12 protein-coding genes are annotated in these 13,536 nt (G+C 49.5%); 11 read left to right on the plus strand and 1 reads right to left on the minus strand.

Going from position 1 to position 13,536, the window contains the following annotated elements:
- Positions 1-77: 77 nt before the first annotated feature.
- From add to DW677_RS08365, 10 genes are all read left to right on the plus strand, one after another.
- Positions 78-1,028 carry an adenosine deaminase gene (gene add / locus DW677_RS08320; RefSeq protein WP_117503707.1) on the plus strand — a complete coding sequence of 317 codons (951 nt, stop codon included), beginning with the start codon at positions 78-80 and terminating at the stop codon, positions 1,026-1,028.
- 377 nt (positions 1,029-1,405) lie between these two features.
- Entirely contained in the window at positions 1,406-2,143 is a 738-nt protein-coding gene (locus DW677_RS08325; protein ID WP_117566882.1) for an IclR family transcriptional regulator, read from the plus strand.
- Between the two features lie 17 nt (positions 2,144-2,160).
- Complete coding sequence (locus tag DW677_RS08330) at positions 2,161-2,907, plus strand: ABC transporter ATP-binding protein (RefSeq protein ID WP_015552253.1); 747 nt, start codon at positions 2,161-2,163, stop codon at positions 2,905-2,907.
- Positions 2,904-3,686, plus strand: a complete 783-nt coding sequence (locus DW677_RS08335) for an ABC transporter permease (RefSeq protein ID WP_015552254.1) — start codon at positions 2,904-2,906, stop codon at positions 3,684-3,686. Before DW677_RS08330 ends, DW677_RS08335 begins: the two co-directional genes overlap by 4 nt.
- A 70-nt stretch (positions 3,687-3,756) precedes the next feature.
- Positions 3,757-4,548 carry a nucleoside phosphorylase gene (locus tag DW677_RS08340; RefSeq protein WP_242992135.1) on the plus strand — a complete coding sequence of 264 codons (792 nt, stop codon included), beginning with the start codon at positions 3,757-3,759 and terminating at the stop codon, positions 4,546-4,548.
- Positions 4,549-4,705: 157 nt separating this feature from the next.
- Positions 4,706-5,803 (plus strand): ABC transporter substrate-binding protein, encoded by a 1,098-nt coding sequence (locus tag DW677_RS08345; RefSeq protein ID WP_117470512.1) that lies wholly within the window; start codon positions 4,706-4,708, stop codon positions 5,801-5,803.
- 43 nt (positions 5,804-5,846) lie between these two features.
- Complete coding sequence (locus DW677_RS08350; protein WP_117470513.1) at positions 5,847-6,626, plus strand: ABC transporter permease; 780 nt, start codon at positions 5,847-5,849, stop codon at positions 6,624-6,626.
- 218 nt (positions 6,627-6,844) lie between these two features.
- Complete coding sequence (locus DW677_RS08355; RefSeq protein WP_117566972.1) at positions 6,845-7,600, plus strand: exodeoxyribonuclease III; 756 nt, start codon at positions 6,845-6,847, stop codon at positions 7,598-7,600.
- Positions 7,601-7,777: 177 nt separating this feature from the next.
- Positions 7,778-9,631 carry an ABC-F family ATP-binding cassette domain-containing protein gene (locus DW677_RS08360; RefSeq protein ID WP_117566886.1) on the plus strand — a complete coding sequence of 618 codons (1,854 nt, stop codon included), beginning with the start codon at positions 7,778-7,780 and terminating at the stop codon, positions 9,629-9,631.
- A 191-nt stretch (positions 9,632-9,822) separates the two neighbouring features.
- On the plus strand, positions 9,823-11,715 hold the full coding sequence (locus DW677_RS08365) for an alpha-amylase family glycosyl hydrolase (RefSeq protein ID WP_117566887.1): 1,893 nt from the start codon (positions 9,823-9,825) through the stop codon (positions 11,713-11,715).
- Between the two features lie 156 nt (positions 11,716-11,871).
- Here DW677_RS08365 and DW677_RS08370 read toward each other — a convergent pair whose 3' ends face one another.
- Positions 11,872-12,351 carry an S-ribosylhomocysteine lyase gene (locus DW677_RS08370; RefSeq protein ID WP_015552261.1) on the minus strand — a complete coding sequence of 160 codons (480 nt, stop codon included), beginning with the start codon at positions 12,349-12,351 and terminating at the stop codon, positions 11,872-11,874.
- A gap of 288 nt (positions 12,352-12,639) precedes the next feature.
- Between DW677_RS08370 and DW677_RS08375 the strand changes: the two genes are divergently transcribed.
- On the plus strand, positions 12,640-13,533 hold the full coding sequence (locus tag DW677_RS08375) for a fumarylacetoacetate hydrolase family protein (protein WP_117483808.1): 894 nt from the start codon (positions 12,640-12,642) through the stop codon (positions 13,531-13,533).
- Positions 13,534-13,536 lie beyond the last annotated feature (3 nt).

A 13,536-nucleotide genomic window follows, 5' to 3' on the forward strand; every position in this document is an offset into this window, starting at 1 on the left:
GCTGACTGTACGAAGACACAACATAGAAGACACAATATAGAGACACTGAATAGTTAGAAGGGAGAATATTGTCAGATATGAGCCATATCGTAGAACTTCACTTACATCTGGACGGATCGCTCCGCCCGGAGACCGTCTGGGAGCTTGCAAAAGAGCAGGGCGTGGAGCTTCCGGCAAAGAGTGCGGAGGAAGTAAAATATATGATGGAAGTACCGGAGGACTGTAAGACTCTGGAAGAATACTTAGAGCGCTTCGATCTTCCGTTACTCGTCTTACAGAAGGCGGATGCCATCGAGCGTGTGACCTTTGAACTGGTGGAGGATCTTGCGAAGGAGGGCGTGGAGTATGCGGAGCTTCGATTTGCGCCGCAGTTTTCCATCAAAGACGGACTGACTCAGGATGAGGTTGTCGAGGCAGCCATCCGCGGAGCAGAACGCGGCATGAAGATGTATCCACAGATTCGTGTGGGTCTGATTCTCTGCTGTATGCGTGGAGCGGACAATGAGGAGCTGAACATGCAGACAGTAGAAACTGCGAAGAAATATCTTGGGGATGTGGTCTGCGCGGTGGACATCGCAGGCGCGGAAGGCCTGTTCCCGACTGAGAATTTCGCCCCGGTATTCGCGAAGGCCCGTGAGTACGGTGTTCCGATGACGCTCCATGCCGGGGAGGCGGCTGGTCCGGACAGTATGAAGACGGCGCTGTCCTTCGGAACAAAGAGGATCGGACATGGCGTTGCGGCCATCAATGATCCGGAGCTGATAAAGAGACTTATTGACGAGAATGTGACTCTTGAGGTCTGCGTTACCAGCAATTACCACACAAAGGTAGTTCCGGCGATCAGGATGCACCCGATCCACAAGCTTCTTGAGGCAGGTGTCCATGTGACCGTAAATTCCGACAACCGCACCTGTTCGAGAACCACACTTCAGAAAGAGAAGGAAGTGCTGAAGGAGGAACTTGGTTTCACCGACGAGGAGATCGAGAAGATGCAGGAATATGCGTGGGAAGCACGTTTTTTAAAATAACAGGATATCGGAGCGAAAAGCATATAACAATCCGGCATCAAAGAATCATAAGAAGGAAACGTGTGAATGTAAGGGGGCAGAGTATTGCCTCCTTTTTCCATGCCACGGAATGACAAAAACCTGATTTTCCGCTGACCGGAACATGTTTCCGTGAAATTATACGAAAAAAAATAGGGGAATTGTAGCATATGCCAAAACTCCGGCTCGATGTAGCAAAAGCTTTGCATTGAAGATTGGATAATGCTAAAATGAAATTGTAATATTTCGATAAACGGAACAGTATTCCGCTACGCGGAATAGCATAGAAACGATAACTCATTGACATAAGCCAGCCACGGATCCTGTGGCTGCGCACATTACAGAAATTGGAGGAGACTATGCAATTGATCGACCGGGCATTGAATGCCCTGGAAATACTGAGCCAAAATATGAATGGAATGTCGGTGACGGATCTAGCGGAGCAGCTTGGGATCCCGGCAAGCTCCACTCACAGGATCCTTTCAAGCTTAAAGGGAAATCATTTTGTCGTTCAGGACGAACATACGAAAAAATATCGTCTTGGATATAAGATCTGCGCAATCGCTACCGGGGTCGTAAAGGGAAGTGCGCTGACGCAGGCGGCACAGATGCCTATGCGGAGACTGGCGGAAAAGATCGACCGGAATGTGGTCCTCTGCATCATGGAGCATGGAGCAGTGATGAATGTGGCATGCAGCGAACGCGGCGATTCCAATATGTATATGGTTAAGATCGGACATGAGATCCCGTTCTATTCCACGTCGGCTGGCCGTGTTTTTATGGCTTACATGAACCGGAGCGAGGCATTGGATATTCTTGATCGTGAGAAACGCACGAAAACGACGCCGAATACGAAAACGGATCTGAAGGAGCTGAATGAAGAGCTGGACCGTATTCATAATCAGGGGTATGCGGTCATTGACGAGGAATTACAGATGGGGATCATCGGCGCAGCGTGCCCGGTATTTGACAGAAACGGAGAGCTGGCGGCTGCGATCGCGTTTACGTCCATGAAGGATGGGGATACGGAAAAAATGTTCCAGAGGATCTGTCAGCTTAAGGAATGTGCGAAAGAAATTTCCGAGGCAATCCGATAGAAAAAAGGAGATTTGTTATGAGCGAGTATAGTGTAGAGTTAAAGGGCTTAAATAAGGTGTACAGTAACCTTCTAAAAGAGGATACGATCGCACTGAAGGATATCAACCTCCAGATCCGTCCGGGGGAGTTTATTTCTATCATCGGCCCGTCCGGCTGTGGAAAATCGACACTTTTGCGGATCATTGGAAACCTTGATAAACCGACCTCCGGTACGATCGAGTATCGCGACGGGGCAGACCAGCAGATGGGATTTGTATTTCAGGATTCCGTTCTTCTCCCGTGGAAAAATGTGAGACAGAATGCAGAATTTCCGTTAGTGATCCAGAAAAAGCAGACGAAAGAGAATGAAGAGAAACTTGACGAGCTCCTGGAACTTGCAGGGCTTTCGGAGTTTAAGACTGCGCTTCCGAGAGAGCTTTCCGGCGGTATGAAACAGCGTGTGTCCATCGTCCGGGCGCTTTCCTATGACGCTCCGTTACTTCTGATGGATGAGCCCTTCGGAGCTTTGGATGCCCTGACCCGTGACCACTTAAATGAGGAGCTTTTAAAGATCTGGCAGAAGACGAAAAAGACGGTTATTTTCGTTACCCACAGCATCGAGGAAGCCACCTTCCTGTCGGACCGCGTTCTCGTCATGTCTGCGAGACCGGGAAGAGTCAAGGAGATGGTGGAGATCGATCTGCCGCGTCCAAGGGGAGAGGCAACGAGAAATGATCCGAAGTTCACGGAATACAATAAGTATCTGAGGGGGATCATCGGATGAAAAAGAACGGAAAACTTCAGGGACTCCTGAGAACCATCGGGGAATACGCGCTTTCCGTCGGCGTGTTTATCGCGCTCTGGTGGATCTACGTTGCGGTAAAGCATGTCCCGGCGTACATCCTGCCGTCTCCGCCGAAGGTCTGGAGCAGCCTTGTCAAAATGTTTGTAAAAGGAACTGTATACGCACATCTCTGGACGACGACTTATGAGGTCATTCTCGGATTTGTGATCGGCGCCTTTTTAGGAATTGTTCTGGGGTATGTGTTTATCAAGATCGATGCCTTAAAAACGATGCTGATGCCGTACCTGATCTTCCTTCAGACGGCACCGAAGATCGCACTTGTCCCGTTATTCGTCGTATGGTTCGGAATCGGACTCGTATCAAAGGTTGTTTTGATCATATCCATGGTCCTGTTCCCGGTATTGTCGGGAATGATGCTGGGTCTGGAATCGATCCCGCCGGATGTCAGAAACCTGATGAAGATCTTAAAAGCGTCAAAATGGCAGGTGTTTTCACAGGTTGAAATGCAGTATTCATTACCGGCGCTGTTTGCAAGTCTGAAGGTCGGTATCGTTCAGGCAGTCATCGGTGCGATCGTTGCCGAATGGATGTCCGGAAAACAGGGTCTCGGATATATCCTGACTTACGCGTCATCGACCTATGACACCCCGATGCTGCTCGCGGGCATCATCGTCACGATCATTCTGGGAATCGCGACGTATCAGGTGATCAGTGTGCTGGAGGATAAGTTCCTGTACTGGCACGAATCGAAAAATTAGTGCTCAGCCCGCCGCTTCTGATAAAAACGCGGTGTGCTGAATGAGAGAAAGATTTTGGGAGGAATTGAGTGTGAATTTTACATCGGCTTCATCACCGACGATGAATGGAAAAATGCCGCATATCCAGTGTACGGCTGAGGAGATCGGAGAGATCGTACTGCTTCCGGGTGATCCGGGGCGCGTTGCCATGTTCGAGGATCTTTTAGAGGATTATAAGATCGTCAGCAACTACCGGGAATATGTGGTTGGAACCGGATATTACAACGGAATCAAAGTTACAGTGTGCTCGACCGGAATCGGCGGTCCGTCAACAGAGATCGCTGTGCTCCAGCTGATTGCTCTCGGCGCGAAAGCACTGATCCGCATCGGCGGGACCGGCGTGCTGAAAGAAGATGTACCGTGCGGGGCGATGGTCTTGAACACGGGTGCTGTCCGGAAAGGCGGTGCTTCCTGCTTCTACGCTCCGTCTGAGTATCCGGCATTAGCCTCATTTGAAGTGCTGGATTGCTTAAAGCGCGCGTGTGAGGAGAGAAAGAACGAATATTCCATGGGAATCTGTATGTCGGTCGGTTCCTTCTATCACGGACAGGGACGTCAGATGCCGTTTGAGACAGGATATGATGAAAATGCTGTTCTGGAACAGTATGAAAAATGGAACATTCTGAACATGGAGATGGAGGCGGAGACGATCTTTACGCTGGCATCGTTAAACAATGTTCTTTCCGGAAGTATCTGTGCAGTACACTGCAACCGGATCACGGACCAGTGGCTGGTGGATTTTGAACCGGCCCAGAAGGAGATGTGCAGAACGGCTCTTGCCGCGGGAGAAAAGCTTTATAAGGAATATCTGCACAGAAAGTAACGGATTGTAAGGCCTGCGGGCCCGCCCGCTGACCGCGATCAAATAAAATATAGATAATGACCCGGCCCAAAATGGCGAGGGAAATTATAGATGCCGGAAATGCAGTTCCGGTAAGACAAAGAACCAATGTATTTATAAAAAGGAGAAGGAGAGTATCATGAAGAAAAAAATTCTTGCAACCGTACTGACAGCGGCAATGGCAGTGTCCATGCTCGCAGGATGCAGCTCTGAGAGCGCAAGCAAAGCAAGCGAAGCAGCAGCAACGACCGCAGAGGCAACGACAGCCGCAGAGGAGACAAAGGCTGAGGAGACAACGGCGGCAGAAGCAAAGGACACAGGCGATTTAAAGACGGTTTCCATTCAGATCGATGGTTCCGCAGTTCCGTATTACGCACCGTTATACCTTGCGCAGGAGAACGGATATTTTGCGGAAGAGGGACTGAATGTTGAATTCTATTATGCAGCAGCAGCCGATATCGTAAAGAACGTTGCAGCAGGAAATGTTGAGTTCGGTTTCCCGAACGCAGATGCAGTTGTAGCGGCAAAGGCACAGGGTATCCCGGTTAAAGTTGTTCATACAACCTATCAGGAAGGCCTCGGCGCGATCATCTTCGGAAGCGATTCCGGAATCAGCACACCGGCTGACTTAAAGGGTAAAAAAGTAGCAGTTACAAGCCTTGGAAGCGCAAACTACTTCCAGCTCCAGGCAGCTATGGAGTCTGCAGGCCTTACAATCGACGATGTACAGGTTGAGATCGTTGGTACAGGCGCAATTCTGACAGCACTCACAGAGGGTCAGGTTGACGCGATCGTGTTCTCCAAACTCAGAACCATCGAGTTAAACAACTCCGGTTACGCGGCAAGCGAGATCACATGCGACCAGTTCCTTCCGTCCTTCGGCAACGTATTAGTTGCAGGCGACAAGTTAGTAGCAGAGGATCCGGAGACTGTTGACGGATTCTGCCGCGCGTTAAACAAAGCGATCGAGTACATCATCGACGGTCACGTTGAGGAAGCTGTTGATATGTCCATCGAGAAATATGCACCGACCTTCGCTGAGAAGAGAGATGTTGTTGTCCAGATCTTAAACGATGTATTCGTAAAGACCTTATGGCAGAGCGATTACACGAAGGAAAACGGAATCGGCGCGTCAAACCCGGAGAAGTGGCAGGCACTGATCGATGAGTCCAAGGAGATCGGCAATATCGACGAGACCTTCGATGCATCTGAACTCCTTTACACACCGGCAAAATAAAGAATTTTCCCCGCTTCGGACGGGAAGAGCTATGAGGTGAGAGATGTTTTACAGAAAATATAGAAAAACCATTCTTCCGGCACTGTTTCTGCCGCTGTTTCTGATCGTGTGGGAACTGTATATCCGGATCTTTCATGTACCGAACTACCTGCTTCCCGGTCCGGCAGAGCTGGCGAACTCGATGGTAAAGCTGTTTGTGAGCGGTGATGTGATGAAACATATCCGCGTCACAATGGAAGAGATCCTGGTGGGAACGGTGATCGGTATCGTGATCGGACTGGTCCTCGGCTATATTATGGCGAAGATCCGCTTTATTGAGCGTCTGATCATGCCGTTCGTCATCATTATCCAGACAGCCCCGAAGATCTCTCTGGCACCGCTTTTCATCCTCTGGATGGGACTCGGAATCGAATCCAAGGCGGCGTTAGTTATTCTGGTCGTATCGTTCCCGATCATGATCAATGAGGTATCGGCGATCCGCTCCATAGAGGATAATGTATACAATCTGATGAAGGTGTTAAAGGCCAGCAAATGGCAGACCTTCTGTAAGATCGAAGTTCCGTATTCGATCGAGATGATGTTATCCGGAATTAAGCTTGCCTTAACGCAGGCGATGACAGGCGCGGTCATCGGTGAGATGATCGGAGCGAAAGCAGGTCTTGGATATCTGCTTACGCTGGGCAGTGAGACATACGATATCAAGATGATCCTGAATGCGGTCATTCTTTTAAGTGTGATCGGTCTGGCGCTTTACCTGATCTCGGAGCTGATCGAGAAGAAGGCGCTTTACTGGAAAGTGATCGATAAGAGTGTGGTAGGCTGAAAATAGACAGGTCCTCATATGGCGGTATGCTGTGTGGGGACCTGTTTTTTTATGTAACAGGAATGTGGGATTATTTTTTCGATGGTAAAACATTAGGAATAATGTTATACTGAACCTATATGCGGGCCACACATTTTCTGAATGTTCCGGCATTTATCGAAGAAAATCCGGAGCAGTCCGGTGGCCGAAAAAGTGCGATAGAAACGGAGAAGTTGTCTATGAAAAAAATGATTTCCTGGAATGTAAACGGGCTTCGTGCCTGCCTGGGGAAGGGATTTTTAGAATATTTGAAGGAGACGGAAGCGGATATTTTCTGCATCCAGGAGAGCAAGTTGCAGGAAGGACAGGTGGATCTGGAGCTTCCGGGGTATCACCAGTACTGGAATTACGCGGAGAAAAAGGGATATTCCGGAACGGCGATGTTTACGAAGGAAGAACCTGTTTCAGTGACCTACGGTCTTGGGATCGAGGAACATGATCATGAGGGCCGGGTGATCACGGCAGAATTTCCGGAATACTATGTGGTCACCTGCTATACCCCAAATTCCCAGGACGGCTTAAAGCGCCTCGATTACCGGATGAAGTGGGAGGACGCATTCCGGGCGTACTTAAAGGAACTGGAGACGAAGAAACCGGTAATTTTCTGCGGTGATCTGAACGTGGCACATCAGGAGATCGACTTGAAGAATCCGAGGACGAACCGGAAGAATGCAGGTTTCTCTGATGAGGAAAGAGCGAAATTTACGGAGCTTTTAGAGGCAGGATTTGTTGATACGTTCCGATATTTTTACCCGGATCAGGAAGGGATCTACTCCTGGTGGTCTTACCGGTTCTCGGCAAGAGCGAAGAACGCGGGGTGGCGGATCGACTACTTCTGTGTCTCAGAAAGTCTGAAGGACAGGCTTGTGGACGCGAAGATCCATACGGAAGTGATGGGAAGCGATCATTGTCCGGTGGAGCTGGATATTCAATAGAATAGATTTGGTACAGTACCTGACTCAAGGTATAGCGGTATGTAGCGATAAAAGCTGTGTACAAGTATCTGCGAAAGAATACGCAATTTACAGATTAAAGAATTTTGTGCAGATATTGAAAAACGTAAATGAAGGTAAAAAGTTTTGATTGAGAAAGTGATAGTGGGTTGACATAACATGAATTTAGTGACGGCAGAACATCTGACAAAATCATATACGGAGCGGCTGCTCTTTGATGACACCGACTTTTCCATCAACGAAGGTGACAAAATCGGTCTCATCGGAATCAACGGAACAGGGAAATCGACCCTGTTGAAGCTTGTGGTGGGACTTGAGGAGCCGGACTCCGGCCGGATCGTCCGTGGACGGAATCTGGATATCCGATATCTCCCTCAGAACCCGGTATTCCATCCGGGCGAGACGGTGCTGGAGAGCGTTTTAAGGGAAAATGAGGGACATGAACACGTCTGGGATATCGAAAGTCAGGCGAAATCCATGTTAAACCGTCTCGGAATCCCGGATTTCAACGAGAAGGTGGAGCATTTATCCGGCGGACAGAAGAAGCGCGCGGCGCTGGCGTCTGTACTTCTATCGACGGCGGAGCTTCTGATCTTAGACGAGCCGACAAACCATCTGGACAGTGAGATGGCGGACTGGCTGGAAGATTATTTAAAGAAATTCAAGGGTGCACTCCTTATGATCACCCATGACCGGTATTTCCTTGACAGCGTGACGAACCGGATCGTGGAGCTGGACAACGGAAAGCTTTACAGCTATCAGGCAAACTATGAAGGTTTTCTGGAGCTGAAGGCAGAGCGCATGGATATGGAAAAGGCCTCTGAGCGCAAACGTCAGTCGATCCTGCGGACAGAACTCGCATGGATGCAGAGAGGCGCCCGTGCCCGCTCTACAAAGCAGAAAGGCAGAATTCAGCGGTTTGAGACACTGCGGGATAAAAAGGGACCGGTGGAGGACGGAAAAGTCGAGATGGAGTCCATCTCCAGCCGCCTCGGCCGTACCACCATCGAGATCTCGGATCTCTGCAAATCTTACGGGGACAAGGTCCTTGTAAAGGATTACACCTACTTTTTCTTAAAGGATGACCGCATCGGCTATATTGGTCCCAACGGAAGCGGAAAATCGACGTTGATGAAGATGATCGCCGGCTGGGTCAAACCGGATTCCGGAACAATTGAGATCGGACAGACTGTAAAGCTCGGCTATTTCTCCCAGGAGAATGAGGACATGGACACGAGCCTCAAGGTCATCGACTATATTAAGAATGTTGCGGAGTATGTAAAGACAAAGGACGGCAGCATCAGCGCGTCCCAGATGCTGGAGCGGTTTTTATTCCCGCCGTCTGTCCAGTACACCGTGATCGAGAAGCTGTCCGGCGGCGAGAGAAGACGTCTTTATCTTTTAAAGATCCTCATGAGTGCACCGAATGTCCTGATTCTGGACGAGCCGACGAATGACCTTGATATCCAGACGCTGATGATCCTGGAAGACTATCTTGACAGCTTTCAGGGGATCGTCATCACGGTATCCCATGACCGGTATTTCCTTGACCGCGTGGTCGGCAGGATTTTTGCCTTCGAGGGAGATGGAAAGCTTCAGCAGTACGAGGGCGGATTTACGGACTATCAGGCGGCGAAGGCGGAGCGGGAAGCGAAGCTTGCGGAGAGCGCGGCGGAGAATCCGGCGGCAGCGAAGAAGTCTGCGGATAAGGGAAATGACGCGGCTGAGACAGACAGCGCATCCCGCGGGAACGCGAAGCCAAGGGAGAAAAAACTGAAATTCAGCTACAAAGAGCAGAGAGAGTGGGATACCATCGAAGATGACATCGCCGCTCTGGAAGAGGCAGTAGATAACCTTGAGAAGGAGATCGAGGCCTCTGCGACGAACTTTACAAAGCTCAATGAGCTTATGAAAGAAAAAGAAGAGAAGGAAGCGCAACTCGAAGAAAAGATGGATCGTTGGGTCTACTTAAACGATCTGGCGGAGCAGATCGAGGCGCAGAAGAACAGGTAATATGATAACTGTCAGCGGACTTGTGTATTTGTTGTGCCAGTTATGCGAGACCTAGCAGCAGGAAAAGGCCAGAGCGGCAGTTGTTCAAAAATATATTTTTACTGATGTTGATTATCGGAAACTCAGGACCGCAGGTAACCGTTGCTGAAATCAGTAAATAGAACATGTCGGGGAAAACGGGGGATTTTAGAATGGCAGAATATCGAAACAGAAACAGAATCCTGTATCCACTTGGTGTCACGCAGGAGGCAGATGGAGTTCGGATCCTGGTGCAGGGGCGTGCGAAGGAGGTTTGTCTGCTCTTATACAGACCGGGAAAAAAAACGCCGTGCGAGGAGATCTCGTTTGATCCGAAATACCGGATGGGAGATGTGTGGGAGCTGGCGCTGGATCGGACAGATTTTGCATCATTTGAATATAATTTCATGATAGATGGAAAAATTGTGACAGATCCTAATGCGCGCGTCATCACAGGCCGGGAGAAATGGGCAGACCGGAAACGTGCCGGAAAACCGGTGCGTGGCAGGATACTGTCGGAGGAGTTTGACTGGGAGGATGATGTAAACCCGGAAACCCCTTATGCAGAAACGATCCTCTACAAACTCCATGTCAGGGGATTTACGGCGCATGCGTCCTCCGGGGTATCTGCCCGAGGAACGTATGCCGGTGTCATGGAGAAAATCCCATATTTAAAAGAGCTCGGGATCACGGCGGTGGAGCTGATGCCGGTGACAGAGTTCGATGAGATCATGATGTCATCCTCCGGAAGCAGCTTCCATAATGCGAAACAGGAGCCGACAGGATACTTAAATTACTGGGGATATGGTCCGTCCTATCTCTACGCGGTGAAGACGGCGTATGCCTCCCGTGAGACAATGTCGGCGGAAGGTGAGTTTAAAACATTAGTCAAAGAATTGCATAAGGCCGGGATCGAGTGTATCCCGGAGATGTACTTTACAGGAAAAGAGCTTCCGGGGGAGATCCTTTCCGTGCTCCGGTACTGGGTGGAAGAGTATCATGTGGATGGTTTCCATCTGACCGGATTCCCGGATCTTTCTCTGGCAGCGGAGGATCCGTTTTTAAAGCGGACGAAGCTTTTTGCGGAAAACTGGAATGAGGTCATGAACCGCCGGCCGAAACAGGGCTATGTGACTCCGGGAGATGGCGCGGTATCGGTGGAGGAAAAGAATCTCGCGGAATACAATATGCAGTTCATGGAGGACATGCGCCGGTTCCTGAAGGGCGATGAGGGAATGTTGTCGGCCTTTGAGTTCCGGAACCGCAGAAACCCGGCGGAGTATGCTGTGATCGACTACATGGCGAACACCAACGGCTTTACGCTGATGGATACCGTCTCCTATGACCGGAAGCACAACGAAAAAAACGGCGAGGAGAACCGGGACGGAAGCGACTACAACTATTCCTGGAACTGCGGCGCGGAAGGTCCGACGAGAAAGAAAAAAATCGTGGAGCTGAGGAAACAGCTCTTAAAGAATGCGTATCTGCTCCTGTTTTTAAGTCAGGGTGTTCCGCTTCTCATGGCGGGCGACGAGTTCGGGAACAGTCAGGACGGAAACAACAACGCCTACTGTCAGGACAATGCGGTCTCCTGGTTAAACTGGAAGCTTCTGGAGACCCACAAGGATCAGGTAGACTTTGTGAAACGCCTCATTGCCTTCCGGAAAGCCCACAAGATGTTCCATATGGACCGGGAACCGCGGATCATGGATTATAAGTCCTGTGGACGACCGGATGTGTCCTATCACGGGGAAAACGCCTGGAAGCCGGAGTTTGAAAATTTCCGCCGCCAGTTCGGGATCCTCTACTGGGGTGCCTACGCGAAACGCCCGGACGGGAGTGATGACGCGAACTTCTATGTAGCCTATAACATGCACTGGGAGCCGCATATGTTTGGACTTCCGCATCTCCCGAAGGGAGCAAAGTGGCGTGTGATCTGCAATACGGGCGCCCCGGATGCGGCCGACCTTCCAACGGATGGAACCGGTAAAGTTCCGAAAAACCAGATGATGCTGGCGGTACCGCCGCGCGGGATCGTGATTCTTGAGAGCTTTTCGGAAAAATAGCTGAAAAAATCCCCATCACAGGTCAGAAGATAGAGACATCGGCCTGAAGGATGGGGATTTTGCATGATATAAGAAAATTACACATATTTGTTTTGTTCCTGTCGGGATCAGTGTCTGCCAGAATCTGCGCTTGTCGGAATCTGCGCCCGGTGTTGATTATTCCGGATAAACAAGCTGTTCCTCGCGGATATCCTCAAGTACCTCATCATAGAACTTTCCGGCAAGATATTTTGCCATCGGGAGGTTCATGTCAAGGTAGTTTCCGCAGTCGCGGGCAGCGGCACCCGGAACTTCACCTTCGTAATCGCGGATAAAGAGGAACATCTCCTGAAGCAGCGGGATGATGTCCGCAGACTCATAATCGCCGGAGAGAAGCAGGTAGAATCCGGTGCGACATCCCATCGGACCGAAGTAGAGAACTTTATCTTTGTAAAGACGATGATTTCTTAAGAAGGTTGCGCCGAGATGTTCGATCGTATGGACCTCGGCAGTGTTCATAACCGGCTCAAAGTTCGGACGGGTCATACGGATATCGAAGGTCGTAACATGGCTGTCTCCGGCAATGTCCCTTCGGGAAACATAAACACCGGGAATCAGTTTCAGATGATTGACAGTGAAGCTTGTGATCTTTTCCATAATCAGATACACCCTTTCGTGAGTTTTGCTGTTTGTTGTTGGACACAGGTTGGAATTTTCCGAACTGAAAATTCTGTACAATACAGAGGCAGATGCCGTCTGACTGTATCAACTTTTATTATAAAGGGGATACCGTGTGGTTACAAGATGAAATTTGTAAATTGTCAGTACCTGTTCAGCAGTTCTGCCCCTTCAATTGTCAATTTATTCTTGTCTCACTTTTTGATTTGTACTATAATAACGTGTAACGGGATTTTTGAACTGAAATATATCCCATAAGGAGCGGTTATGAAATTATTGGCATATGAAGTAGACAAAAGATCTTTTTTAGGTGTATTAAATGAGGATGAAACCTGGGTTTATCCGGTTTCTGCTGCGGGAATGGAATATCGGTCCATGAAGGACCTGATCCGTGAAGCGGGACCGTCTGAGATGGAAATGCTGGATTATATTTCAAAGAAAGCCCCGGGTGATGTTATGGGAGCGGCCCCGGTGGACGAGATCCGGGTCGTATCTCCGATCGCGGAGCCGGATCAGGATATTATCTGCCTGGGAATCAACTATATGGATCACGCGGAGGAATCTGCGAGATTTGAAAAACGTGCATTTGAGAAACCGGAGAAAGCGATCTATTTCTCAAAACGCGTGAACCGCACGAATGATCCCGATGGAATCATTCCGGCACATAAGAATCTGACAAATCAGCTGGATTATGAGGCAGAGCTTGCCGTTATTATCAAAAAAGACGCAAAAGACGTAAAACCTGGCGAAGTAAAGGACTATATTTTCGGCTATACGATCATGAATGATGTCAGCGCCAGAGAGGTGCAGACGGAACATAAGCAGTGGTATTTCGGAAAGAGTCTGGACGGATTTACACCGCTCGGCCCGTGTATTATGACTGCGGATACCACTGCGTTTCCACCGGTGTTAAAGATCCAGTCAAAGGTAAACGGAGAACTCCGCCAGAATTCCAATACAGGGCTCTTTATCCATGGAATCAAGGAAGTGATCTGTGAACTTACACAGGGCATGACATTAAAAGCAGGAACGATCATCGCAACAGGAACACCGGCAGGAGTCGGCATGGGATTCGTTCCGCCGAAATTCCTTGAGACCGGGGACGTTGTGGAGTGTATTATTGAAGGAATCGGTACACTTAGAAATACGGTCGGAGAATAAATG

Source organism: Clostridium sp. AM25-23AC (assembly GCF_003435125.1).
Taxonomy (GTDB): domain Bacteria; phylum Bacillota; class Clostridia; order Lachnospirales; family Lachnospiraceae; genus Pilosibacter; species Pilosibacter fragilis.

Excerpts from the sequence above, each read along its gene's own strand:
- add (WP_117503707.1), top strand. The coding sequence starts at position 78 with ATGAGCCATATCGTAGAACTTCACTTACATCTGGACGGATCGCTCCGC.
- DW677_RS08325 (WP_117566882.1), top strand. The coding sequence starts at position 1,406 with ATGCAATTGATCGACCGGGCATTGAATGCCCTGGAAATACTGAGCCAA.
- DW677_RS08330 (WP_015552253.1), top strand. The coding sequence starts at position 2,161 with ATGAGCGAGTATAGTGTAGAGTTAAAGGGCTTAAATAAGGTGTACAGT.
- DW677_RS08335 (WP_015552254.1), top strand. The coding sequence starts at position 2,904 with ATGAAAAAGAACGGAAAACTTCAGGGACTCCTGAGAACCATCGGGGAA.
- DW677_RS08345 (WP_117470512.1), top strand. The coding sequence starts at position 4,706 with ATGAAGAAAAAAATTCTTGCAACCGTACTGACAGCGGCAATGGCAGTG.
- DW677_RS08350 (WP_117470513.1), top strand. The coding sequence starts at position 5,847 with ATGTTTTACAGAAAATATAGAAAAACCATTCTTCCGGCACTGTTTCTG.
- DW677_RS08355 (WP_117566972.1), top strand. The coding sequence starts at position 6,845 with ATGAAAAAAATGATTTCCTGGAATGTAAACGGGCTTCGTGCCTGCCTG.
- DW677_RS08360 (WP_117566886.1), top strand. The coding sequence starts at position 7,778 with ATGAATTTAGTGACGGCAGAACATCTGACAAAATCATATACGGAGCGG.
- DW677_RS08365 (WP_117566887.1), top strand. The coding sequence starts at position 9,823 with ATGGCAGAATATCGAAACAGAAACAGAATCCTGTATCCACTTGGTGTC.
- DW677_RS08370 (WP_015552261.1), bottom strand. The coding sequence starts at position 12,351 with ATGGAAAAGATCACAAGCTTCACTGTCAATCATCTGAAACTGATTCCC.
- DW677_RS08375 (WP_117483808.1), top strand. The coding sequence starts at position 12,640 with ATGAAATTATTGGCATATGAAGTAGACAAAAGATCTTTTTTAGGTGTA.